This window comes from Ligilactobacillus agilis DSM 20509 (assembly GCF_001436215.1).
Lineage (GTDB): Bacteria > Bacillota > Bacilli > Lactobacillales > Lactobacillaceae > Ligilactobacillus > Ligilactobacillus agilis.
Genome location: NZ_AYYP01000030.1, coordinates 37087 through 59728 on the forward strand (window position 1 = coordinate 37087; position 22642 = coordinate 59728).

Genomic DNA, 22642 nt, shown 5'->3' on the forward strand with positions numbered 1-22642 from the left:
AATTCTATATGATAATGTTATTAAATACAAGTATATTTTTTAATTTTCTTCATAATTTTTACACAAAAAGCCCATATTTAGCCTTTTTCAGGTATTTTTAACCCCGGTTTTTTTTAATAATTCAGTAATTAAAAGGCTCACATTGCAAGCAATTTAATTCTTCCTAACATCAAAATGTGAGTTATTTGCTCATTATTTTGCAATCTAATTTCAAAAAACCTGTCCTTCCTTTCATTTTGGCTACTAATCCTCACTATGCTGGTTAATGGTATACTAGTTACGAGGTGAATTTTAATGAACACTATTATTGCAGGCATCGAAAACAATCAGGCTAATTTCGATTACACAATGGAAGAATTAGCCGCTTTAGCCAGCGCCGATAACTTAACGGTTGTTAAAGAAATCCGGCAAAAGCTAGAACAACCTGTAGCTGCCACTTACTTCGGTAAAGGTAAGGCGGAAGAAATTAAAACCGCTAGTGAGATTTATGACGCCCAGTTACTAGTCGTTAACGATGAACTCACGCCTACCCAAATCCGCAATTTAGAAACTATCACGAACCTAACCATTCTCGACCGGACCGCCCTTATTTTAGAAATCTTTGCTTCCCGTGCCCGCACCAAGGAAGCAAAACTCCAGGTCCAGATTGCCAAGCTCCAATACCAACTGCCGCGCTTACAGACCGGTAAAAAAGACCAGTTAGACCAACAAACAGCTGGAAATGCGGGTGGTGGTTATACCAACCGGGGGGCCGGTGAAACCAAGCTCGAGTTAAACCGCCGGGTCATTCAAAAGCGCATAAGCAATTTGCGCAAGGAGTTAAAAGAACTCACTAAAAATCACGCAGTCCAGCGGCAACAGCGGCAAAAAAATCAACTAAAAACCGTCGCTTTAGTTGGTTATACCAACGCAGGAAAGTCTACCACCATGAACCAGATTTTGGCTCTGACTGGCGCCAAGCAATCTAAGCAGGTCTTCGAAAAGGATATGCTCTTTGCCACCTTAGATACTGCTGTTAGAAAAATTAGCTTAGATGACAAGAAGGAATTCCTACTTAGCGATACCGTCGGGTTCGTGTCTAAACTCCCCCACCAGTTAGTCAAATCCTTTAGGGCTACCTTGGAAGAAGCTGCCCAGGCCGACTTGTTGATTCAAGTTATCGATGGGGCAGATGAACATGCTAAAGAGATGATTGCCACGACTGAGGCTACCCTAAAAGAAATCGGTGTGACTGACATCCCCATGATTTATGCCTATAACAAGGCCGACAAAAGTCAGCTAACCTATCCAGTGGCTGAAGGAAATCAAATCACTTACAGCGCCCGCCAAGTCGAATCAATCGAACTGTTACTGGAACTGATTAAAAAAGAGTTATTCAAAGACTACGAAGAACACACCTACTTAATTCCTTATGATCAAGGTCGCTATTTAGACCTGCTTAATCAACAAGCTAGCATCTCTAAGCAAGACTACCTAGAAACAGGCTATTTAGTTAAGGCAGAAGTTGCGCCTAAATTAGCTGGTCAATTGGCACAGTTTTTAAGTGAATAAAAGTAAAAAGCGGACGCAACTGGTCCGCTTTTTGTTAGCTTTTTAACTACCTCGCCCTTCGATCAACGAAGTATGTCTCCAATCCCTGTTCAACTCCAGCACTAAAGCCCAATTGGCGGTAAAACTTGGCATCCGCTTTGATTAGGGGAGAAATTACTACCTGTTCAATTGTTCCAAAGTAGTTCAATAAGTGGTGCATGAGGGTTTTATTAACGCGCAAATGTTGATAACTTGGTAACACTAGTAAATCTTGAATGTATACTAGCGTTGCGTAGTCGCTAACGGCTTTGACAAAACCAATTAGCTTTTTATCCTCATAAGCGGCTATTACATAAGATTTCTTTAACCCTTTTTTAAAACTCGCCACTTCCTCGGCATCAGCTTGCTGCTCCATTTCGGTAAAGAAACGACTGAGTTCCGACTTATTGATTTTCGGATTAACCACAATGTCCATGCTTTCATCCCCTATCTACATAAAAATAAAATTAGAAAAAAATTATAAAAAGACATTTTAATTATATTGTAAAAAATTATCTTTTTCAAGAATTTATCCGCATTTTTATGCAAATTTACTCATTTTTTCTTAAAAAAACTTGCATAGCTTGTAATTTCAATTAAAATTAACCTTAAGCAATTTTTAAATTCTTATTCAAAAAACTATAGAAAGCAGGAACTTAAAATGAAACAATCAGAAGAGCAGATTGGTCTTAACCGTTCTTTAGGACTAATCTCCTCCCTCTCCTTAGTTATCGGGACCGTTATTGGTTCGGGAATCTTTTTCAAACAAGCGGCGGTTTTAGACTACGCTCATTCAACCAACCTTGCTTTAGTCGCCTGGTTAGTCGGCGGCCTAATCACCATGGCTTCTGGCTTAACGATTGCCGAGATTGGTTCTCAGATGCCCCATACAGGCGGACTGTACGTTTACCTAGAAAAGATTTATGGCAAATTCTGGGGCTTTTTAGCTGGGTGGATGCAAATTATCGTCTACGGTCCTACCTTAATTGCGGCCTTAGGCTCCTACTTAGCAACACTTCTAGTGGCCTTCTTTGACCTTCCCAAGACAAGTACGCCCCTCTTGGCGGTCATTGTGATTGCTTTAATTGCAGCCTTTAACTTGCTCTCTAACCGTTATGGGGCAGCCTTTCAGGTAATCACTACCATCGGTAAACTCTTGCCAATCGCAGCGATTATCATCTTTGGGCTGCTATTTGGTAAAGCCAACGCTTTTAACCAGGTAGCCACTACCAGTGGCTCCGTCAGTTTCAATGGTTTTGGGATGGCGATTCTTGCCACCCTCTTCGCCTATGACGGCTGGGTCTTAATCGCCAATATGGGGGGCGAGATTAAAAATCCCCAAAAACTGTTGCCTAAAGCTATCGTCTTTGGAATTGGGCTGGTCTTAATCATCTATATGCTAGTTACCGCCGGTATCTTCCGGGTAGTACCAGCCAGTCTCATTCACAGGCTAGGTGACCAAGCCGCCGCCCACTTTGCAACCATCGCCTTTGGACAAGTCGGTGGCAAGTTACTTAATATCGGAATCATCATCTCCATTGCCGGTTGTATTAACGGTAAGGTGATGACTTTCCCCCGGATTATGTACGCCATGGCTAAAAATGACGAGCTACCTTTTTCTAAGCAGTTAGCCTACCTTAATAAAAGGATGCGCACACCGATGGTGGCAACCTTAACCGTCTGCTCAATTGCTGCTCTTATGGCCGTAACCGTCGATGCCGACCGCCTATCGGAATTATGTATTTTTACAATTTACTTATTCTACGTCCTGGCCTTCTTTGGTCTCTTCAAATTACGGCGCCTAAAGACAGCTAGTCCTTTCCGGGTACCCCTTTATCCCTTCACCCCGATTGTCGCTATTTTAGGCGGGGTCTTTGTCTTAGTAAGTGAACTAAATTCCGATTTAACGGGAGTGTTAGCCTCCATTTTCTTTGTGGCTTTAGGCATTCCCGTCTACCTGATTAAGTGTAAAAAATAATCCATAAGAAGGTCTAATAAATAACCAAGCCCTAGATAAAGCAGTTAGCTTCACCTAGGGCTTGGTTATTATACTTTTAGACAGACCTAAATTAGGCCAACCTTTTTTCTAAATAGCGTGCTACTAACGATAAGAGGTAACACACTACAAAGTACATGATTGCAATCATTAAGTACATCGGTAACATATAAGTCGTATTTTGACTATAAATAATTTGGGCGTGGTAAAGTAGGTCCGGTAAGACGATAATCGTCGCCAAGGAAGTATCCTTAATTAAGGAAATAAACTGGGATACTAGTGGCGGAATCATCTTGGTTAAGGCCTGCGGTAAGATAATGTGTTGCATTGCCTGCCAATAAGTTAAACCGTTGGCCCGGGCTCCTTCCATTTGACCGGGGTCAACTGCCAAAATCCCACTTCTCACAATTTCAGCCAGCATCATCGATTCAAAAATCACTAGGGCCATAATTGAAGCAGACACCGGATTTACCCGCAAACCCAACTCTGGTACTCCAAAGTAGGTAAAAAAGAAAATCAACAACAGGGGTAGATTTCTAATAATATCAATTATAAAGCCAACGATCTTTGACAAGTAAGGAAACTGAACGTACCGAATAATCCCGAAAATTAGGCCAAAAATAAAGCTTAAGATAATCGAAATTAGTGAGACTTTGATTGTTACCCACAATCCTTGGAACAAAAAGTTAATATTTTCAGCCGAATAAGCATGTGCTAGTAATGTCATCAAAATCCCCCCCTTAAGCTAATTTCTTTTCTAGGTAGCGCATGTAGTAGCTTAACGGCAAGGTCAAAACCAAGTAAAAGAAGCCAACGATAAAGTAGGCCGAGAAGGTTTTAAAGGTCGCTGAAGCCACCGTTTGCGCTTGATACATTAAGTCAAAGCCAGCCAAAAAGGCTAAGACAGACGAATTTTTAATCAAATTAATGAATTGGTTTCCTAGCGGTGGAATCACAATCTTATAGGCTTGGGGCAAAACAATGTATCTCATAGCTTGCCAGTAAGTTAAGCCGTTGGCTCTTGCCCCTTCCATTTGCCCTGGGTCAACCGCTAAAATCCCAGCGCGAACAGTTTCTGCGATAAAAGAAGACGTATATAGGGTTAACCCAATCGTCCCCGCCGTAAAGCCATCTAGCTTGACCACGTATTGGGGAACCACAATGTAAAAGAACATCGCCACTACCAAGAGCGGGATATTTCTAAAAACTTCAATGTATATGTGAGCTATTACTCGTAATAGCCGACTTGGCAACAGTTCCATAATCGCAAACGCCGAGCCGATTATTAAACTAAAGACTAACGCTATTATGCTGGCCAAAATGGTGTTGCCAAAGCCGGTCAAATAAGTTTGCCAATTATCTAAAAATAAAGTTATCATTCTCCCTTGGCCCCCTTCAAATCAAAACCAGCAACGTCGCCAAACCACTTGGTGGCAATGCGGTCATAGGTTCCATCAGCCTTCAATTCGCTTAGGGCTTTATTGATTGCCGCAAGCAACTGCTTTTGGCCCTTATTAACCGCAATTCCATAAGGTTCATTGGTAAAGGTACCACCTACCACCGCGTAACCAGGGTTTTCCTTAGCAATTCCATATAAAATCCCGTTATCGGTAGTCATGGCGTCACCTTGCCCGGATTTCAGGGCGGTAAACGTTTGGCCGTAATCGTCATACTCTAATACTTTAGCCTTAGGAGCGTACTTCTTAACGTTTGCAACCGCGACAGAGCCTTTAACCGCTAAGACCACCCGCCCTTTTTGATTGAGGTCCGCAATGCTTTTTACAGGGCTGCCCTCCTTGACCAACAAGGATTGCCCGGCGTTAAAGTAAGGCTTAGAAAAGTCAACGTATTTCTGCCTTTCCGGTGTGATTGTCATCGCCGCGATTACCGCATCGATGTTGCCATTTTTTAATAGCGGAATCTTCGTGGTGATGGTAGTGGTCTCAAATTTAGCCTGGGCATCTTGACCGTAGATTTTCTTAGTTAAAGCCTTGGCTAAGTCAATATCAAACCCTTCAGACTTACCGTTCTTAATGTTCATCAAGCCAAATAACCTAGTATCACTCTTTATCCCCCACGTAATCGTTTTGGTCTGTTGATCCGCTTGGTAAAGGTTCTTTTGGCTACTTTTGGAACAGGCGCTGGTTGCAAACAGACAGACCAACCCTACCGCCATTAAAGCTAGCTTTTTAAAATTAACTCTCAATTTGCTCACCCCGCTTACTTATGGGTAATGATCTTACTCAAGAATTGCCGTGCCCGTTCTTCTTTAGGATGCTTAAAGAAATCTTCAGTACTATCATCTTCAACGACTTGCCCTTGATCAAAGAAAATCACTCGGTCTGCCACTTCCCGGGCAAAACCCATTTCGTGCGTGACAACCACCATGGTCATATCACCTTTCTTGGCAATCTCTTGCATAACATTTAACACATCATCAATCATTTCCGGGTCTAAGGCTGAAGTGGGTTCATCAAATAAGAGCACCTTTGGTTTCATAGCCAACGAACGGGCAATTGCCACCCGTTGTTTTTGCCCCCCAGATAACTGCCGGGGATATGAATTTGCCTTTTCAGCCAAACCAACCGTTTCCAACAGCTCCATCGCTAGGCGCTTATTTTCTGCTTCATCCCGCTTAAGTACCAATCTTGGAGCCAACATAATATTTTCCAACACGGTCTTGTTAGCATAGAGGTTAAAGTGTTGAAATACCATCCCCACGTTACGCCGTAATTCATTTAGATTAGTCTTCTTATCAGCAAGGTTAAGGCCATTGACAACTAGGCGACCAGACTCGATTTCCTCTAACCCGTTGATTGTCCTAATCAAAGTACTTTTACCCGAACCAGAAGGTCCGATAATAACGACAACTTCGCCCTGGGAAATCTCCAAGTTAATATCCTTTAACGCCTGGAATTTGCCATAGTATTTGTCAACATGACTAAATTCAATCATTGCCATCTTCATCCCTGCTTTCTTAAAATTAAGTTACTTTTTAAGTATAATTTCTAATTCTAATTTTAGCAAGAATTTTTTGCGATTTAATGTAATGTTTTATCACGTGACTTCTTTGCTTTCAGCCATCAAAAAAGCCCGCGCAAGGAATTTGCGCGGGCTAAAACCAACCCGATGTTAAAAGATATTACTTGTTTTTTAATGACGCCGCCGTCTGTAGGTCGGGGTCGCTTGGGCAGATACATTCACCGAATTCTTAGGCTGAGCTTGGCTTCGCTTTCTATAAGCCACTTGAATCTCTAAGCGGTATGGTTCCACCTTTTCAATCACATCAACCCGGCCAGCTACTTTTACCGGTCCCCCAGTAATCATCGCCGTCGCTAAGTAGAGGTGGTAAGTCTTATAAGCCTCTAAGGCCGGCATTAAACCTACGGTGGTTATTTCTCCTAAGACCATTTTCTCCATCTGATTTAGCCCCCCATAGATTAGCAGCTTCTTTTCGCTAGCCACTAATTCAAAGTAAGGTAATGCCTTAGGCTGGCCGAGTGCTCGTTGAGCTTGGCCTTGCTTGGCTAATTTAAAGAGTACCTCGTCACTTTGACCATCATAATCCAGGCTTAAATAACCAACTTGCACTAAGGACTTAACCAATTTTTCTAGGTTTTCCTTAGCTTGCGTATCAAACTTCACTTCGGCTGGGAGGAAATCCTCATTTTTAAAAATTCCATTTGTTTGGACAAAACCAACTTGGCTGGCTTTCTTTTTAGCAGCCTCAGTTAGGGGATCCTTAGGTGTTAGATGGAATGTCTTCTCAATCCATGGTGAAATATCATACCGTGACTTTTTGTCCTTTGTAAAGTAATACAAGATATTCAGGTAGGCGAAGTAAGCTATTAGCAAAAAGGCTAAGATAAATAATAAGCCCCGCACAATAAAGCCATTCACAAAGAAACGGTAAGAAACGTAGAGTAAATAAAAATTCCCAATCGTCGCTAAGGTCGTATAGACTTGATTTTTAATTTTAACATTTAAGTTGATATAAGATAGGTAACTGTTAATCATGCTTAAAATACTAACCACTCTATTTTCCCCCTAACTTATTGATTATTGGTAGTTGTATTATCATTAGTCGTCGTCCCACCGTCATTGGTGTTAGTCGTGTCCGTAGTTTGATTGGAACTAGCAGTTTGGTCAGTGGCCTGGCTTGAAGAACTAGCCTTAGCTGTACTTGAAGAAGAGCTGACCTTGTCTGCGCTGGAACTAGCTGCGTCATCATCAGTCGTTGTTGGCGTGTCATCATCGACCTGGGAAGTAGTCGTTTTGCTACTACTTGACCGCAACTGCTCCTCACTGGAGGTCATACTAGACTTACTTGCGCGTTCGTCTTCCGGCTTAGATTTTTCAGAAACCATTGAACTGCTTGCTTGGCTAACACTACTAACCGCAGAACTACGAACCTTTCCTTCCGAAGTATGTGTAACTGTGTTAACAGCCACGTTAGTTGCACCTAAAGCTAAAACGGCTGACATAATTGCAAATGGTGTTATGAAAGGTGCAGTACGATATGCCATTAAAATTCCCTCGTTTCTAACTGATTTCTAGCTAATTGTACGTCAAAAAAACCTAGATAGCTAGCTTATTCATTAATAATTTACGAATTCTTAGCCTGCTTGTTAGCACAGTCAGCGCACAAGCCGTGAAGTTCAAAGCGGTGTTCTTCTATTTGACAACCCGGCAACTGACTTTCAAAGACTGTCATTGGGCACATTTGTACCTCCTTGACTAGCCCGCACTTCCGACAGATGAAATGGTGGTGATGCAAATTACTAAAATCACACTGATACTTGACGCAAGCACCGCTAGCCTTAGTTTTCATTTCAATAATACCAATTTGAGCAAACTCGCGCATGTTACGGTAGATGGTATTGTGGCTCATTCCCGGGTAAAGCTTGCGTAACTCGGCATCAATCTCGACTACGTCAACGTAATGGTGGCGACACTTACTATAAAGACATTCAAGCAGACTCTTTCTTTGTTTAGTTACTTTATAGTTGTGGGACTTTAATAAGTACAGGGCTTCATCTAACATAAACTCACCTCTAAATAGTAATTATTACCCTTAAAAGATTTTAACATAGACCGTTTCCAATTGCGACCACCTTAATCTTAAGTTAATATTGTAAAAAAAATCACATTTCTCATTGACATCTAATCTTAACTTAAGTAAGATAAGTCTATCCTATTAATATATCTAAGGAGGAAAAATCATGGGGATTAGAGAGCGGATTTTTCAAAAAGAAAGTTTATCACGCTATCTCGACAAAGATAAAAAATTAGTCAAAACCCTTAACGCCCGCGACTTGATTGGGATGGGAATTGGGGCCGTTATCGGGACGGGGATCTTTATCCTGCCCGGGACAGTAGCCGCCGTCCATAGTGGGCCAGCCATCATGCTCTCCTTTGTCTTGGCAGCTTTAGTCTGTTCTACCGTAGCGATGTGTTACGCTGAATTTTCATCTGCCTTGCCAATTGCTGGGAGTGCTTATTCATTTGGAAATATCATTTTCGGTGAAGTTGTCGGCTGGTTTTTAGGTTGGGCTTTAATTTTGGAATATATGTTAGCCGTGGCGGCTGTATCTACTAGTTGGGCCGCCTATTTCAACTCACTGTTAGCAGGCTTTGGCATTCACATGCCTAAAGCATTAACAGCCAACTTTGATCCAACTCATGGAACCTACGTTAACCTTGTTGCTATTTTAATCATTTTGTTTATTGCCTTTATTTCCAGCCGCGGGGTTAGTTCGTCCATTAGGCTTAACAATATCATGGTTTTAGTTAAGATTGCGGTCATCGTCCTCTTCTTACTAGTCGGGGTCTTTTACGTTAAGCCAGCCAACTGGTCACCATTTATGCCTTTCGGTGCTAGCGGGATTTTCAAGGGGGCTTCCTTAGTCTTCTTTGCCTACCTTGGTTTTGACGTAGTTGCCGCTTCTGCTGCCGAAGTTAAGGAACCTAAGAAAAACATGCCCCGCGGGATTTTAGGAACCCTAATTATTTGTACCGTCCTTTATATCCTGGTGTCCATGGTCTTAACCGGAATGGTATCTTACACTAAGCTAGATGTCGGTGATCCTGTTGCCTTTGCCTTAAACGTAGTTAACCAAAACTGGGTGGCTGGTATCATTTCCTTAGGGGCTTTAGCCGGGATGTTTACCATGATGTTTTCCATGATTTTTTCATCATCCCGTTTAATCTACTCAATTGGACGCGATGGCTTGTTACCTAAGTTCTTAGGGCAAGTTAATGAAAAAACTCATACCCCTGAACACAGTATGACGGTGGTCGTCATCATCGTGGCTTTGATGGGGGGCTTTGTTTCCCTAACACAGTTAATCAACCTGGTTAACATTGGGACTTTAATCGCCTTCACCTTCGTTTCATTAGGGGTCATTCCTTTAAGAAAGCGGACTGACATCCCTAACGAGGGTGGTTACAAGGTACCATTTTATCCAGTTTTGCCTTTGATTTCCGTGTTCTTATGCCTCTTCATGTTAAACCAACTTTCACTAGAAACATGGATTGCTTCCCTTATCTGGTTTGCAATCGGGGCGGTAATTTACTTTACTTACGGAATTAAACACAGTCTCTTAAATAAAGACTAAAAAATAACGACTTTCCCACTTACGAGAAAGTTGTTATTTTTTAGTTAGCTTCCAATTTACGTTGGCGGTTAATTGCCCCTTTAAGCATAAAGGGTGCAATCACCGTCGTTAAGATAATTACGATAATCACGCCTGAATAGTATTTGCTACTCAAAAGGTGGGCCTCATAACCGACTTGAGCGATAATTAATGCCATTTCTCCGCGCGAAACCATCCCCGAGCCGATAATATTTCCGGATGAAAAGTCCATCCCGAGTAACTTTGCACCTAACCCACAACCGACCCACTTGGTTAGTAAGGCCAAAATGGTTAGGCCGATGATAAAGACTAAATCATCAAAGAAGCCTTTAAAGGTCATATTTAAGCCGATGCTAATAAAGAAGACGGGAATAAAGACCGCATAACCAATCGGCTCAATGTTTTCATCAATCTTGTTTTTAGCTGGGGTTTGGGCAACAGCCACCCCCGCAAAGAAGGAACCGACAATTCCACTTAAACCAACCATTTCTGCTAAGTAGGCCATGCCTAAGCAGATTACCAATGAAACCAAAATGACAGCAGAGGGGATAGTCATCTTCTCGGCCACCTTAATCAAGAGGGGCGCAATCCACTTGAAGAGTAGGTAAATTACCCCAAAGAAGAGCACTTGGTAGATTAACCCCGCCCAAAGATTGGTTTGAACGTGGCCCCCTTCAGCTTGAGCCACATCGCTGAAGACACTGACTAAAGCACCTAGGATAAGCACGGCTAAAATATCGTCGATTACCGCCGCCCCCAGGATAGTTGTTCCTTCTTTCGAGTCCAACTTGTGAAGCTCCTTAAGCACTTCGACCGAGATGCTAACGGAAGTCGCCGCAAAGGTTACACCTAAAAAGATAGCCTCTTCGTTGTTAAAGTCAAACAAGCGCCCGAAACCATAAACTAAGATTACCGGAACAATCACGCCCATCACGGCTACCGACGTCGCGGGTTTAACATATTTTTTCAATAAACCGAGGTCACTTTCCAACCCCGCCATAAACATTAAGATAATTACCCCAATCTCTGCAAAAATTTCTACAAAATCATTGGTTTTGATTAAGCCTAAGACAGCTGGACCTAAGATAATCCCGACTAATAATTGTCCAATGACGGCGGGGATCCCAAACCTACGACAGAGCTGGCCGGCTAATGCTGTCGTAATTAAAATTAAACTTAGGGTCCCTAAATATGCCATATTTCCTTCATCCTTCCTTTCAATTTACATACATAAAAAAACTTTCCCTTTAATTATACAAAAAAGCCCTAGCCTAGGCCAATTTTTTGCCACCTAGGCTCTAACCGTCCTTCTTCATATTTAATATACGCAAAGAAAGTGGCAATTAATTTCAGCTTTAGAAAAATTTAATAATTAACTTCTGCTACTAAAAAAGAAGTCAAGCTCCTAATAAGTAGCTTAACTTCTCGATTATAACTTATTACTTGATGGTTACGTCACGATAGAAGAGCATCGTCCCGTATGGTGAGATATTTAATCCATGAACCTTGTCTTTCAATAGGTAAGCCATTGCCCCTTGGTAAACCGGTGCGGTAAAGGCATCGTCTTTAATTAACTGCTTTTCAGCCTTGATTAACGTTGCCCACCGTTTGTTAGTATCGGTCGCATAGGTTGTGGCCGCTTGGTTCAACAAGTTTCTGTAGTTGGCATTGTGGTAATCATCATCCAAGTGGTATTGACCCCCGTCGCTGATGAAGTTAACTGGGTCGGCGTAATCCGGTTGCCAAGTTCCGTAGACAATATCGAAGTCATAGTTAGTTGTGGCCTGTAAGCGGGACTTAAGCGGAATAGATCTAACCGTCACTGTTAAACCTTTGAGGTTAGCCTCCAACTGGCTTTGGAGGTATTCGCCGACTTGCTTAGACTCAGTCGTATCTGAGGTTAAAATTTCAACGCTTAACTTATCCTTACCCAGTTCCTTTTTAGCTAAGGCCCACTGCTTGCGCGCCGCCTTTAGATTGTAGGTTAACATGTCACCGGCATCTTTGCGGTAATCCGTGTCCGTTTGGCTATTAAAGGCAAAGTTAGCTGGCACAATTCCGTTTAATGGTGAACCAGCGTGAAGCACCTTTTTCACCAATAACTGCTTATCGTAAGCCTGTGCAATCGCCTTTCTAAAGTGAACGTTGGCGGTATCTGGCCGGTGAACATTAAAGGCCATGTAACCAATTAAAGGAATACTCTTAGTGTGATAACCCGGGGTGCTCTTGTATTGTCTAATATAATCAGTGCTTAAAGCGGTGTAGTCGAGCTTACCGGTTTGGTAAAGCTTGGCTGCCGTTGAAGTATCTTTAACCACTTGCACGTTAACTTGCTTCAAGCTAACCGCCTTTTTATCCCAGTAATCCTTATTCTTGACATAATTCCACTTGAGGTTTGTTCCCGTCCAGTTCTTTACGACAAAGGGACCATTAAAGACGGTCTTAGCCGCGCTAGTTCCGTAAGCAGAACCGGTTTTTTCAACAAATTTTTGGTCTTGCGGATAAAATGGCGCCCCGGTTAGTAATTCTGGTAAATATGAGATAGGAGCTTCTAATTGAACTTCCAGTTGGTACTTGCTAAGTGCCTTAACCCCCAATTGGTCAACCGGTAACTCACCAGTAGCTGTTTTCAAGCCATTTTTAATTGGTAAAAAGCGTTGGGAGTTAGGGGAAGCTTGCTTAGGATCAACCATGTTGCGCCAAGCGTAAACATAGTCGCTAGCCACAACCGGATCACCATTAGACCACTTGGCATCTTTTCTTAAAGTAAATGTATAAGTTTTCTTATCTGCACTAACCTTGACACTTTGGGCCCCGGCTAAGACTGGCTTACTCTTAGTGTTGAAGCGATACAAACCTTCAAAGGTATTTTGTAAGGCTTCTAGACTAGAAGTATCGCTATACTTCACGGTGTTTAACGTAGCCATTTCCGCCGTGGTCGCAACGTTTAATTCTTGCTTATTACTAGCCTGTTGGCTTTTTGTCTGACCGCAAGCGGCCAAAAAAAGTGTCCCCACTAAAGCCGTACTAACTAAGGCTAGCCACCCTTTCTTAATCATAACATTAACCCCTCTCTTATCTTTGCTAAATTTACCTACTAATTGTAAGTTATTTTTTCTGAAATTGCACGCAATAACCCTCGTCTACCCCAAGAAATTTTTTAGTTGTAAGTGGTATAATAATGCTAATTAATCTTACGGAGGGTTGTTTATGCGTTTTAATCAATTTGGAAAAGTAACCGTTTCTTACCCCCAAGCTTTAAAAGAGCTTCAAACTATTCGCTTTTTAACTGGGGTAGAGCTTAATAAAATTACCCCTAATGCCTTATGGCTCCACTTCTTGGCCCAAGCATCGCCCTTAGCCCACAGTCAAAGCGCGAAGAAGGCCCGGCTTAATAGTCTGTTAGCTAACGAATACCAAACGGTCCTAGAATATACCACCACTAATACCGTTAACGCCGCAAGTTTCTACGCGGTGGCCTTACAATTGCTAGGCTTTGAAGTCGACGAAGACTTTGACTTAGCGGACGTTTTTACAGCTTTAAAACGGCTAAACCTCGCTTACCACCCTACTATTAATAGCAAGGAAGACTTGCTACTGGCTTGGTATGATTTGCTAGAAACCGTTGGTAAAAATGGGCGTACCCTCTTAGATAACCTGGCTAGTGCCGGCTACTTCACCTCGTTTTATGAATTAGCTGCCACACAAAAGCCCCTCTTTTTCAACGGCAAATCCCTGCCGATTTTTGATACCAGTAAGCTCATTTCCGAAGTTGTTTACGTCGAATCGGACCTCGACAGTGACCATGACGGCCGCGCAGACTTGCTTAAAGTTGAAATCATTCGGCCACTAGATACTAACAACGGTTTGAAGGTGCCCGCTTTATACACAGCTAGTCCCTATAACCAGGGAACTAACGATCAGCTTGGTAAAAAGCTAACCCATAAGGTCGACGTTAAGCTAGCTACCAAGTCGGTCACAAACACTAGCTACGAAGAGATTGCCTACCATGCTCCTAAAGTTGGGCCAATCGAAAAAAGACCGGTTGCTGGCCACGCCCAATTTGCAGAGGAAAGCTTGGAGCGTGAGCTATCATACACATTTAATGATTACATGCTCGCTCGGGGCTTCGCTGCCGTTTACGCCGCCGGAATTGGTACTAAGGACTCAGATGGCCTAAGAACCTGCGGGTCTCCGGCAGAAACAGCCTCAACGGTTGCAGTTATCGAGTGGCTCGCCGGAAGTCGTAAGGCCTTTACTAATAAAACCGATAATATCGAAATTAAAGCCTGGTGGTGTAATGGCGCGGTAGCAATGACCGGTAAATCCTACTTGGGAACACTTGCAACTGCAGCAGCTACTAGCGGGACCCCTGGACTTAAGACCATCATTTCCGAAGCCGCTATTTCCAACTGGTATGACTACTACCGGGATGGTGGGCTAGTAGTCGCTCCCGGGGGCTTTCCTGGCGAAGATGCCGACGTTTTAATTGCCGAATGTTTTAGCCGGAAAAAAGAGGCAGCCGATTACCTGCAAATCAAGGCCAAATTTGAAGCTGACCTCAAGCAGGTAACAACCGACCAAGACCGGACCTCGGGAAACTATAACCGCTTTTGGGATGCCCGTAATTACCTCAAGGATTTGCACAATATTAAGTGCGGCATCGTCATGGTTCACGGTCTAAATGACTGGAACGTTAAGCTCAGAAACGTCTTTAACCTCTACAAACAAACTGAAAACCTCAAGCTCAAGCGCAAACTCATCTTACACCAGGGCCAACACATTTATATCAATAATTTCCAATCTTTGGATTTCTCAGATATGATGAACCTGTGGTTGAGCCATAAACTCTACGGCCTGGATAACCAGGCTCCAGAAATCTTGCCAGATGTTTTAGTGCAAGATAATACGTTAGAAGGAACTTGGCATCAATTTGCTGATTGGGATGGCGCTGAAACCGAGCTTCATAGCTTGCACTTTGATCAGCATCAACTAGTCGCTAAGCCTAATCCGGCCGCTGGCCCGGCTAGTTTTACTGACCACCTACCAGCCGAGGCTTTCAAGCGCTACAGTCAAAATTACCACCAATGGCAAGCCGACCTCCTAGCTAGGAAGGCCCCGCTAACAACTAGCTCCCTTCTATTCGAGAGTCAACCGTTAACTACCGCTATTTACCTACAAGGGACTCCCCGCTTAAAACTTAGGGTCGCAGCTAGCCAAGACCACGGGTTATTAAGCTTTATGCTCGTCGACTACGGTCAAGCTAAACGTTTAGGCAAGACCCCGGACCTCCTTTTAAGCAAGGGCTTAAATGCCGGCTATCGTTTCCGGGAAGATAACCTGGTTGAATTTAAGTTAAAAAAGGCTAGCCCTTACCAACTGATTACCAAGGGCCACATCAACCTCCAAAACCGGACCAGCCTTTGGCAAAATGATGAACTGAAGCCTGATACCTTCTACGATTTGAATGTGGTCTTGCAGCCAATGTTTTATAAACTACCAGCCGGCCATAAACTAGGCTTAATTGTTTACAGTAGCGACATGGAAATGACTGTCCACGCTAACGAAGAGCTTAATTACAGCTTAGACTTAGCCGCTTGTCGTTTAGATTTTGATGCCAGCAGGATTGCTGACTAACTAAAAATGGTCGAAGATAACGTTTTAAGTAACGCTATCTTCGACCATTTTTAATCTGCACCAAACTCTGGGTGCGAGTGCTTTCGCGCCTGGAGTTTGAGACAGAATCTATAAGTCATGTATTAGCCTTCATAGCCTGCAAATAGGTCGGTTGAAAGGTAACGGTCACCACCATCGGGAGCAAGCGTTACAACCTTCTTACCCTTACCTAACTTCTTCGCCACTTCAATGGCCCCATAAATATTGGCACCGGCAGAAATTCCTGGTAAGAACCCTTCCTTGTAGGCAACTTGACGGGCCATGTTAATGGCATCGTCACTAGCCACTTCAAGGACGTCATCGTAGATTTCTCTGTCTAAAACTTCTGGGATAAAGCCAGCAGAAATCCCTTGAATCTTGTGCTTACCACCCTTACCTTCTTTTAGGAGGGGGGATTCAGCTGGTTCCAGGGCATAAACTTGAATATTCTTGTCGGCTACCTTTAAGGCGTGCCCTACCCCGGTCAAGGTTCCCCCAGTTCCAACCCCTGCTACAAAGGCGTCTAACTTACCGTCAAAGGCTGCTAAAATCTCTTGACCAGTTGTTTCTTCATGGACAGTCGGGTTAGCTGGATTTTCAAACTGCATGGGCATAAAGTAGCCATTATCTTTAGCCAACTGGCTAGCCTTAGCAATTGACCCCTTCATTCCATCAGCTCCTGGAGTCAAGATTAGCTTGGCCCCGTAGCCTTGCATTAACTTCCGCCGTTCCAAGCTCATGGTTTCTGGCATCACAATAATTACTTGGTAGCCCTTAGCTGCCCCAACTGCAGCTAACCCAATCCCAGTGTTACCTGAGGTTGGTTCGATAATCGTGCCACCAGGAGTCAACTTACCAGCCTTTTCAGCATCTTCAATCATTGCCAAAGCAATCCGATCCTTAACGGAACCAGCCGGATTGAAGAATTCTAACTTAACGTAGACATCAGCCGCATCTTCAGGGACTAAGTTATTTAATTTTACAATCGGAGTGTGTCCAATTAATTCTGTTACTGAATCATAGATTTTATCCATAGTATAGCCTTCTTTCACTTTTTACTTATTCGTTACACTTACTCTAACATGCCGCGCCACTAATTGAAGCCAGTTGGCGAAAAAGGCTTGCTGCGCTTCTTGCCACTTAAACAAGGGCCCTTGCATGCTTGCGGGCTGTGCGAAGTAATTTTGCGGCCGGGCCAAGGTTTGGGCCTGGTCTGGATAAGCCGCTAGCTCCCGCTGATACTCTTTTAGTAAGGCGTCACCTTCATATTCAAGGTGGGAGAAAAGATACGCCTGTAGGCCATCCCTACTCTCCATTGCAAAAAGCTCGTCTTTTGCCGTCGTTGCAAGCAACCTTAACTCAGGGGTTTGCTTAATCTGAGCTAGACTTAATTCCGCATAGCGCGCATGTGGTGCCAAAAAGCCAGGAGTTAATCCGGCAAGCAAAGGCGAGTCATTAACGATGACTTGGGGATAGATTCCAAATAGCTTTTGGGCTAGGAGGTGCTTTTCTATTCCATAAAAGTAGTTGGCAGCCGCCATCGCCCCGAAGCAAACATACAGCTGACAAATCTGCTTAGCTTCTAAAAAAGCGAACAGCTCATGTAACTCAGCCATATAGGTTACTTCACTAAAAGCTATTTTTTCAATCGGAGCCCCAGTCACAATGAAAGCATCTAACTTGGCAACTTCCTCCAATTCTAGCGGGGCCGCCATTGCGCTTACTTCCGACGGAACCGGCCTACCTTGATAGTGATCCTTAGGATAGAAATACTTTAATTCCACCGGCATTTGCGCCCTGGTTAGCACGTAGTCAAACCTCTTTTTGGTATCAACCTTATCGTGCATAATATTAAGAATTCCAATTTTAAGTGGACTACTGCTTGCCATGAAAAAAACTAACTCCTTAATGTTAAAATTAATCTGCTTACTTTTTGTACACGGCTTTTATTATACAAGACCTCTCCCTGTCTACGCAAGCGTTTACCTTTGGACTGACTTGCTTAATTAAAAAAACTATTTCCTAAAAATTTTCTCTTTAAGAAATAGTTTTCCAAGCTTTATTCCGTTAAGAACTCTTGCCAGCGCGGACCCCAACTAACTAAAATACTGTTTAGACCAAAGGTAAGCGCCGTTGCTACCCCCATTTGGGCGAACTCTAACTTAGCTTTGGGGAAATCTTGTCTTAAATTAGGCACCCAGTGGTCACGAAAGGCTTCGTTGTCGTAATCACCCACAATGGTAATCTGCATCCGGTCTTCAAGCGCATCGTAGTTAGCATAAATCCAACTTTGAAGCTCCGCATAGGCATTCTTGGCCCGGCGCTTGGTATTGAACACTTCAAATTGTCCCTGTTCGTTAATCTCACCTAGAGTCTGTAACGGTAAGATTTTCTTACTTAAAAATGACTTGCCATTTGAAACGTAGCCCTGTTTTTGAAGGCTCTTCAAGTCGGTGAGAGCTATAAATGTTTGTAGCTGACGGCGCATCCGGCCCAGCTTTCTCAAGATAGTCTGTATATCATCACCCCTGGCAATCATTTCCGCACTTGCTTCAACAAACTGCCCTTGTAGGCGGCCAATGGTTTGCGTGTCAAAAGCATGAATAGTTAGCCCGGCAATTTGACCGCTACAAGCCTGGAGGTGGGTGGCAAGTGTGCTTAGGCCGCCGGCAGGACATATTCCTAGGACGGTATCATATCCTTGTGCCACCAGTTGCTCTAAGTTCTTTACAAGTTCAGCCACCCGAACCTGAGCGATACTTCCTACTAGCTTATCTGCAAGCATGTCCCGGTATTGTTCTAAGTTCAAGTCCCGGTCCTCATAATACCGGACGCCATTGATTTCTAGTGGTACCGGGATTACCTTGACCTGATATTTCTTAAGCAGCTGCGGTTCTAATCCAGCCGCACTATCCGTTAAAAGTGCTATCTGCATCCCTGCTTACCTTCACTTTCTATTAGTCTACTATGCTATTTTAACACGTTTTTCCCAAAAACAAGCCGGCTAAGGCTAAAGCCAGCCCCCCAAGGTAACTAATAACCAGGTACAGCACGGCTAAAGTTTTTAGTCCCCCATCACCTAGGGCAAAGACCTCGGTATTAAAGGTAGAAAAAGTAGTAAATCCCCCCATAAATCCTGCCCCTAAAAAGGGGTTAACCATCTGACTTCCAGTCAAGAAGCCTAAGCAAAAAGCCCCGCTTAGGTTAATCAATAGCGTTGCCCAGGGAAAGTTAAAGTGTGAGTGCCTTTTAATTAAGGTTGTTACTAGGTACCTTAGACATGCCCCTAAGGCAGCCCCCGTTCCGACTAGCATCATCTGTTTAGCCCCCTTAATCTTTGGGCTAAGAGGTAGCCTAGCCAAACTGAGGTTAAGCCCCCAACACTAGAAAGCAAAAAGTAAGCGCTAGCTGCACCCCATGCGTGGGCCAAAAGTAACTTGCTTAGCTCTAAGCTAAAAGTCGAAAAGGTGGTAAAGGCCCCAATTAAGCCGGTGCCTAGTCCGGTTGTTAGCCAGCTTGGAACGTGGCGTCTGTCAAATAGATAGTAGGTCAAAAAGGACAACAAAAAGCAGCCACCTAGGTTAACACTAAGTGTGCCGACTAAGCCTAACGCTTGCCCAATTAAGTAACGTAAATTACCACCAATAAAGGCGAAGAAAGCGACACTGAGTAGGTTAGTTAGTTTCATTATTTTTCTGCCAACTTACTGTCTAAATACTTTTCCATTGCCTCTTGAGGCTTATAACCCACTACTTTTTCCTTGGCCACTCCGTCTTTGAATAAAATTAGCGCAGGGATACTCATAATTTGATAACTTTGGGCCAAAGCTTGGTTAGTATCAACGTTAACCTTGGCAAACTTGATTTGCCCCTGGTACTTCTTTTCTAACGCCTCTAACACGGGATTCATCATGCGGCAAGGCCCACACCATTCTGCCCAAAAATCTACCAAGGTCAAGCCTGATTGTGTTTCTGCTTCGATGTTACTTGCGGATAAATTTTTTGCCATTTTAATCAAACCCTTCTCACGTAATATTGATAACTACCCTAACTTACCATAGTTTTTACAATCTTACCAACTAAAAAACCCGTCCCCCTTGCTTAACAAGAAATACGGGTTGTTCACACTTAGTCTGCTGGGTTTAAAATAAATTTTTCAATGACCTCTGCTACCCCATCGTGATTATTATCATTTTGGGTAACGTATTGAGCCTTGGCCTTTAAGAAGTCACGTCCATTAGCCATACTTACTCCTAAGCCACAAGCTTCAATCATGGATAAATCGTTGCCGTTATCCCCAATCGCAATAATTTCCTCGCGCTTAATTCCGAGCATTTCCCCTAGTTTCAAAACGGCTGCCCCCTTTGTGGCCGCTTGATCGTTAAATTCGACATAGCGGTCAGATGAGAAGGTAATATTTAGGCTAGCATCAATTTCAGCGTTTACAGTTACTTTTACCTCAAGCCGTTTTTGTTCATCTAGGACTTCATAAAGCACCTTAACGATTGGAGTGGTTGCTAAGATGTCAATGGCTTCCTGCGGCAATTCCCAACCGGCAACCCGGCCAGTTAAATAGGCTGCATCAGTTTGGGATGGATTCCAAATATAAAGCTTATCAACCGTGTAGACATGCACGCAGTACCCCCGGTCCATTCCAAGTTGCCACAATTTCTTAGCAATTTCAAAGTCTAAAGCCTGGGTTGTTAAAACTTTAGGGCCCGCATTTTCAACAATTGCCCCCCCGTTAAAGGAAATAACGTATTGGCCTTTTTGTTGCTTAAGTCCTAGGGTGGCTAGGTTATCTTGAATCGTGAGAAAATTCCGGCCTGTATTAGGAACAAAGTAAACTCCTTGTGCACTGGCTGCCTTAATGGCCGCAACCGTTTTAGGAGTGATGATCCGGTCATCACTTAGTAAAGTTTCATCCATATCACAGGTAACTAATTTATACATACTAACCCACTCTTTCTAAATCGTTTTCACAAAAACCAATATAGCATACTTGTACCAACAAATCAACGGAAAACAACTAGACTTACAGTCTAAATAACTTGGATTTCCAAACTAGCGGGTTTATAATATACTTGATTATGAAATTTATGAATTTAAGGAGCCATTTTTATGACAGCGACGCTCAAACTCTTAACTGACTCATCTATCCAATTAACCGCTGAAGAAATTGAAAAATACCACATCACCATCGTCCCCCTTTCAGTCGAAGTTGATGGTAAAAGTTACGTTGATGGTGAAGATATCAGCCGCCAAGAATTGGTTGAACACTTACGCCAAGGAAATATTCCCAAAACTAGCCAACCAGCTATGGGCCGCTTCGTTGAAGCCTATAACGAATTAGGTAAAGACGGTAGTGAAGTCTTGGCAATTATGATGTCAGATGTTCTCAGTGGGACCTATGAAACTGCTAAAACGGCAGCCACAATGACCGATACTAAGGTAACGGTTATCAACAGTAAGTCTACTGACCGCGGGCTCGCCTTCCAAGTCTTAGCTGCTGCCAAAGATATTCAAGCCGGTAAGTCGCTCGAAGAAATCATCGCCCACTGCCAAGATATTCATAAGCGGACTACCATCGACGTTTTAATTGATAACCTTGATTGCTTAGTAGCAGGTGGACGCGTCAGCAAAATGGCGGGCATGTTAACTAAGTTGATTAACCTAAAAATCATCGTCCGCTTACGCGATAACAGCCTAGACGTTTACTCAAAGGGGCGCAGCAAGAAGTTGTTCTTAAAACACGCTAAAGAAATTGCCGAACACCACCTTAATAATCCAATTAAGGCGCTCGGTTTATCCAATGTTGGAACTGACGCTGACTTCTTACAAAAGTTAAATGACCTTATCTTACCAGCAGATGCGGCCTTTAGTGGCTTACGTGAATTAACCAGCCCCGTGATTATGACCCATACCGGGCTTAACGCAGTCGGTGTTATCACCCTCGCTAGCAAGGAAGAACCTGCTGACAATCAATAACTAATAACTGATTTTTTCATCCAAGCTTTTGGGCTTGGATGTTTTTTTATTACAGTTTTGTTAAGAAAAAAACAAATCCGCCTTTTTTTGCGTATATCTATAATGAAAGGTCATTTTGATGCCATCTCAGATGGCTTTCTTATATAATAACTAAAGGAGATGTTTCCATGAAACATTACAAAAATAGACGGCGCCAGTTCTTAGAGGAGTGGGAGCAGTCAGATATCAGTAATGACTACATCTTTAGTAAGGTAATGGCCCAACCACAGTTGTGTTTACAACTGATTAAGGCTGCTTTACCCCGGCTAAAGATTAAACGAGTCTACGTTCACTCTCAGGATGGGCTTAGTGCCAATCTCGATGCCAAGGACATTCGCTTAGATATTTCCGCCTACGGTGAAGGCGGCGAGATGTTTGATATTGAGATGCAAACCATCCGGCCGAAGCATCTGATGCAGCGCATCTTGTATTACCACTCCACCATGATTACGGAGCGCCTCTACCCCCGAGAAAGTTACGGTGAGATTCCCAAAACCTATATGATTTTCATCTGCTTATTTGATTGGTACCGGCTAGGCAATTCATTTTACGAGGTCAACTTGGTGCCAAACGGGGTCAATGAGCTTAAGTTTAAGGATGGGTTTGTCTCCTTAATTCTTAACCCCTACGGGGACATGACCGGTTGTAGCGAGGAATTACAAGACTTCTTCGACCTGGTTGCTGGTCGGCCCGCAGGGAGAACGAATTTTGTCAGGGAAGTTAAGTACGCAGTAAAGTTAGCTAAAAGAAGAAACGACTGG

At 43.2% G+C, this 22642-nt stretch carries 23 protein-coding genes; 6 read left to right on the forward strand and 17 right to left on the reverse strand.

Translation table 11 applies throughout. From position 1 onward, the window contains the following. Positions 1 to 294: 294 nt before the first annotated feature. Positions 295 to 1551, forward strand: coding sequence for a GTPase HflX (hflX, locus tag FC14_RS04530; RefSeq protein WP_056976656.1), 1257 nt, complete (start codon positions 295 to 297; stop codon positions 1549 to 1551). Between the two features lie 46 nt (positions 1552 to 1597). Here hflX and FC14_RS04535 read toward each other — a convergent pair whose 3' ends face one another. Next, positions 1598 to 2005, reverse strand: a complete 408-nt coding sequence (locus tag FC14_RS04535; RefSeq protein ID WP_056976657.1) for a GNAT family N-acetyltransferase — start codon at positions 2003 to 2005, stop codon at positions 1598 to 1600. Between the two features lie 225 nt (positions 2006 to 2230). Here FC14_RS04535 and FC14_RS04540 point away from each other — a divergent pair, with 225 nt between their 5' ends. Continuing rightward, positions 2231 to 3547, forward strand: coding sequence for an APC family permease (locus FC14_RS04540; RefSeq protein WP_056976658.1), 1317 nt, complete (start codon positions 2231 to 2233; stop codon positions 3545 to 3547). Positions 3548 to 3638: 91 nt separating this feature from the next. On the opposite strand, the gene FC14_RS04545 is transcribed toward FC14_RS04540, so the two are convergent. From FC14_RS04545 to FC14_RS04575, 7 genes are all read right to left on the reverse strand, one after another. After that, entirely contained in the window at positions 3639 to 4292 is a 654-nt protein-coding gene (locus FC14_RS04545; protein ID WP_050611287.1) for an amino acid ABC transporter permease, read from the reverse strand. A gap of 13 nt (positions 4293 to 4305) precedes the next feature. Continuing rightward, on the reverse strand, positions 4306 to 4944 hold the full coding sequence (locus tag FC14_RS04550) for an amino acid ABC transporter permease (protein ID WP_056976659.1): 639 nt from the start codon (positions 4942 to 4944) through the stop codon (positions 4306 to 4308). Next, positions 4941 to 5741: a transporter substrate-binding domain-containing protein gene (locus tag FC14_RS04555; RefSeq protein ID WP_056976691.1), complete on the reverse strand. Its 801-nt coding sequence runs from the start codon at positions 5739 to 5741 to the stop codon at positions 4941 to 4943. The genes FC14_RS04550 and FC14_RS04555 overlap by 4 nt, the downstream gene beginning before the upstream one ends. Before the next feature lie 44 nt (positions 5742 to 5785). Continuing rightward, positions 5786 to 6526 (reverse strand): amino acid ABC transporter ATP-binding protein, encoded by a 741-nt coding sequence (locus tag FC14_RS04560; RefSeq protein ID WP_050611547.1) that lies wholly within the window; start codon positions 6524 to 6526, stop codon positions 5786 to 5788. 192 nt (positions 6527 to 6718) lie between these two features. Beyond that, positions 6719 to 7600, reverse strand: a complete 882-nt coding sequence (locus tag FC14_RS04565) for a DUF6681 family protein (protein ID WP_082618683.1) — start codon at positions 7598 to 7600, stop codon at positions 6719 to 6721. A gap of 17 nt (positions 7601 to 7617) precedes the next feature. Continuing rightward, the gene (locus FC14_RS04570; RefSeq protein WP_056976660.1) at positions 7618 to 8091 is read right to left on the reverse strand and encodes a hypothetical protein; all 474 of its coding nucleotides are present in this window, start codon (positions 8089 to 8091) and stop codon (positions 7618 to 7620) included. Between the two features lie 80 nt (positions 8092 to 8171). Then, positions 8172 to 8609, reverse strand: a complete 438-nt coding sequence (locus FC14_RS04575) for a Fur family transcriptional regulator (protein ID WP_056976661.1) — start codon at positions 8607 to 8609, stop codon at positions 8172 to 8174. A gap of 178 nt (positions 8610 to 8787) precedes the next feature. Between FC14_RS04575 and FC14_RS04580 the strand changes: the two genes are divergently transcribed. Beyond that, complete coding sequence (locus tag FC14_RS04580) at positions 8788 to 10182, forward strand: APC family permease (RefSeq protein WP_056976662.1); 1395 nt, start codon at positions 8788 to 8790, stop codon at positions 10180 to 10182. 40 nt (positions 10183 to 10222) lie between these two features. Here the strand turns inward: FC14_RS04580 and FC14_RS04585 are convergent, their stop codons facing one another. Both FC14_RS04585 and FC14_RS04590 read right to left on the reverse strand, forming a co-directional pair. Continuing rightward, positions 10223 to 11398, reverse strand: a complete 1176-nt coding sequence (locus tag FC14_RS04585) for a cation:proton antiporter (protein ID WP_056976663.1) — start codon at positions 11396 to 11398, stop codon at positions 10223 to 10225. A 241-nt stretch (positions 11399 to 11639) separates the two neighbouring features. Further along, positions 11640 to 13259: a peptide ABC transporter substrate-binding protein gene (locus FC14_RS04590; RefSeq protein WP_056976664.1), complete on the reverse strand. Its 1620-nt coding sequence runs from the start codon at positions 13257 to 13259 to the stop codon at positions 11640 to 11642. A 151-nt stretch (positions 13260 to 13410) separates the two neighbouring features. On the opposite strand from FC14_RS04590, the gene FC14_RS04595 reads away from it, so the two are divergent. Next, entirely contained in the window at positions 13411 to 15837 is a 2427-nt protein-coding gene (locus tag FC14_RS04595) for a Xaa-Pro dipeptidyl-peptidase (RefSeq protein ID WP_056976665.1), read from the forward strand. A gap of 122 nt (positions 15838 to 15959) precedes the next feature. Here FC14_RS04595 and cysK read toward each other — a convergent pair whose 3' ends face one another. The 7 genes from cysK to FC14_RS04630 form a co-directional block, all read right to left on the reverse strand. After that, positions 15960 to 16889 (reverse strand): cysteine synthase A, encoded by a 930-nt coding sequence (cysK, locus tag FC14_RS04600; RefSeq protein ID WP_056976666.1) that lies wholly within the window; start codon positions 16887 to 16889, stop codon positions 15960 to 15962. Between the two features lie 21 nt (positions 16890 to 16910). Continuing rightward, positions 16911 to 17744 carry a homoserine O-acetyltransferase/O-succinyltransferase family protein gene (locus FC14_RS04605; RefSeq protein ID WP_056976667.1) on the reverse strand — a complete coding sequence of 278 codons (834 nt, stop codon included), beginning with the start codon at positions 17742 to 17744 and terminating at the stop codon, positions 16911 to 16913. A gap of 170 nt (positions 17745 to 17914) precedes the next feature. Continuing rightward, entirely contained in the window at positions 17915 to 18790 is an 876-nt protein-coding gene (locus FC14_RS04610) for a DegV family protein (RefSeq protein WP_056976668.1), read from the reverse strand. 40 nt (positions 18791 to 18830) lie between these two features. Next, the gene (locus tag FC14_RS04615; protein WP_056976669.1) at positions 18831 to 19172 is read right to left on the reverse strand and encodes a fluoride efflux transporter FluC; all 342 of its coding nucleotides are present in this window, start codon (positions 19170 to 19172) and stop codon (positions 18831 to 18833) included. Continuing rightward, positions 19169 to 19543, reverse strand: a complete 375-nt coding sequence (locus tag FC14_RS04620) for a fluoride efflux transporter FluC (RefSeq protein WP_056976670.1) — start codon at positions 19541 to 19543, stop codon at positions 19169 to 19171. Before FC14_RS04620 ends, FC14_RS04615 begins: the two co-directional genes overlap by 4 nt. Next, positions 19543 to 19863 carry a thioredoxin gene (gene trxA, locus FC14_RS04625; protein WP_056976671.1) on the reverse strand — a complete coding sequence of 107 codons (321 nt, stop codon included), beginning with the start codon at positions 19861 to 19863 and terminating at the stop codon, positions 19543 to 19545. Before trxA ends, FC14_RS04620 begins: the two co-directional genes overlap by 1 nt. Positions 19864 to 19982: 119 nt before the next feature. Next, positions 19983 to 20807: a Cof-type HAD-IIB family hydrolase gene (locus tag FC14_RS04630; protein WP_056976672.1), complete on the reverse strand. Its 825-nt coding sequence runs from the start codon at positions 20805 to 20807 to the stop codon at positions 19983 to 19985. A gap of 168 nt (positions 20808 to 20975) precedes the next feature. On the opposite strand from FC14_RS04630, the gene FC14_RS04635 reads away from it, so the two are divergent. Together FC14_RS04635 and FC14_RS04640 are read left to right on the forward strand one after the other, a co-directional pair. Beyond that, complete coding sequence (locus FC14_RS04635; protein ID WP_056976673.1) at positions 20976 to 21842, forward strand: DegV family protein; 867 nt, start codon at positions 20976 to 20978, stop codon at positions 21840 to 21842. Positions 21843 to 22009: 167 nt separating this feature from the next. Continuing rightward, on the forward strand, positions 22010 to 22642 hold a 633-nt coding region (locus tag FC14_RS04640), incomplete at its 3' end, for an Rpn family recombination-promoting nuclease/putative transposase (protein WP_202813003.1).

Bases quoted from the DNA above. Each gene is read 5' to 3' on its own strand.
- FC14_RS04540 (WP_056976658.1), top strand. From the start codon at position 2,231: ATGAAACAATCAGAAGAGCAGATTGGTCTTAACCGTTCTTTAGGACTA.
- FC14_RS04560 (WP_050611547.1), bottom strand. From the start codon at position 6,526: ATGGCAATGATTGAATTTAGTCATGTTGACAAATACTATGGCAAATTC.
- FC14_RS04545 (WP_050611287.1), bottom strand. From the start codon at position 4,292: ATGACATTACTAGCACATGCTTATTCGGCTGAAAATATTAACTTTTTG.
- FC14_RS04635 (WP_056976673.1), top strand. From the start codon at position 20,976: ATGACAGCGACGCTCAAACTCTTAACTGACTCATCTATCCAATTAACC.
- FC14_RS04590 (WP_056976664.1), bottom strand. From the start codon at position 13,259: ATGATTAAGAAAGGGTGGCTAGCCTTAGTTAGTACGGCTTTAGTGGGG.
- FC14_RS04535 (WP_056976657.1), bottom strand. From the start codon at position 2,005: ATGGACATTGTGGTTAATCCGAAAATCAATAAGTCGGAACTCAGTCGT.
- FC14_RS04555 (WP_056976691.1), bottom strand. From the start codon at position 5,741: ATGGCGGTAGGGTTGGTCTGTCTGTTTGCAACCAGCGCCTGTTCCAAA.
- FC14_RS04615 (WP_056976669.1), bottom strand. From the start codon at position 19,172: ATGATGCTAGTCGGAACGGGGGCTGCCTTAGGGGCATGTCTAAGGTAC.
- FC14_RS04575 (WP_056976661.1), bottom strand. From the start codon at position 8,609: ATGTTAGATGAAGCCCTGTACTTATTAAAGTCCCACAACTATAAAGTA.
- FC14_RS04610 (WP_056976668.1), bottom strand. From the start codon at position 18,790: ATGCAGATAGCACTTTTAACGGATAGTGCGGCTGGATTAGAACCGCAG.
- FC14_RS04630 (WP_056976672.1), bottom strand. From the start codon at position 20,807: ATGTATAAATTAGTTACCTGTGATATGGATGAAACTTTACTAAGTGAT.
- FC14_RS04580 (WP_056976662.1), top strand. From the start codon at position 8,788: ATGGGGATTAGAGAGCGGATTTTTCAAAAAGAAAGTTTATCACGCTAT.
- FC14_RS04605 (WP_056976667.1), bottom strand. From the start codon at position 17,744: ATGGCAAGCAGTAGTCCACTTAAAATTGGAATTCTTAATATTATGCAC.
- FC14_RS04550 (WP_056976659.1), bottom strand. From the start codon at position 4,944: ATGATAACTTTATTTTTAGATAATTGGCAAACTTATTTGACCGGCTTT.
- FC14_RS04570 (WP_056976660.1), bottom strand. From the start codon at position 8,091: ATGGCATATCGTACTGCACCTTTCATAACACCATTTGCAATTATGTCA.
- cysK (WP_056976666.1), bottom strand. From the start codon at position 16,889: ATGGATAAAATCTATGATTCAGTAACAGAATTAATTGGACACACTCCG.
- trxA (WP_056976671.1), bottom strand. From the start codon at position 19,863: ATGGCAAAAAATTTATCCGCAAGTAACATCGAAGCAGAAACACAATCA.
- FC14_RS04585 (WP_056976663.1), bottom strand. From the start codon at position 11,398: ATGGCATATTTAGGGACCCTAAGTTTAATTTTAATTACGACAGCATTA.
- FC14_RS04595 (WP_056976665.1), top strand. From the start codon at position 13,411: ATGCGTTTTAATCAATTTGGAAAAGTAACCGTTTCTTACCCCCAAGCT.
- FC14_RS04620 (WP_056976670.1), bottom strand. From the start codon at position 19,543: ATGAAACTAACTAACCTACTCAGTGTCGCTTTCTTCGCCTTTATTGGT.
- hflX (WP_056976656.1), top strand. From the start codon at position 295: ATGAACACTATTATTGCAGGCATCGAAAACAATCAGGCTAATTTCGAT.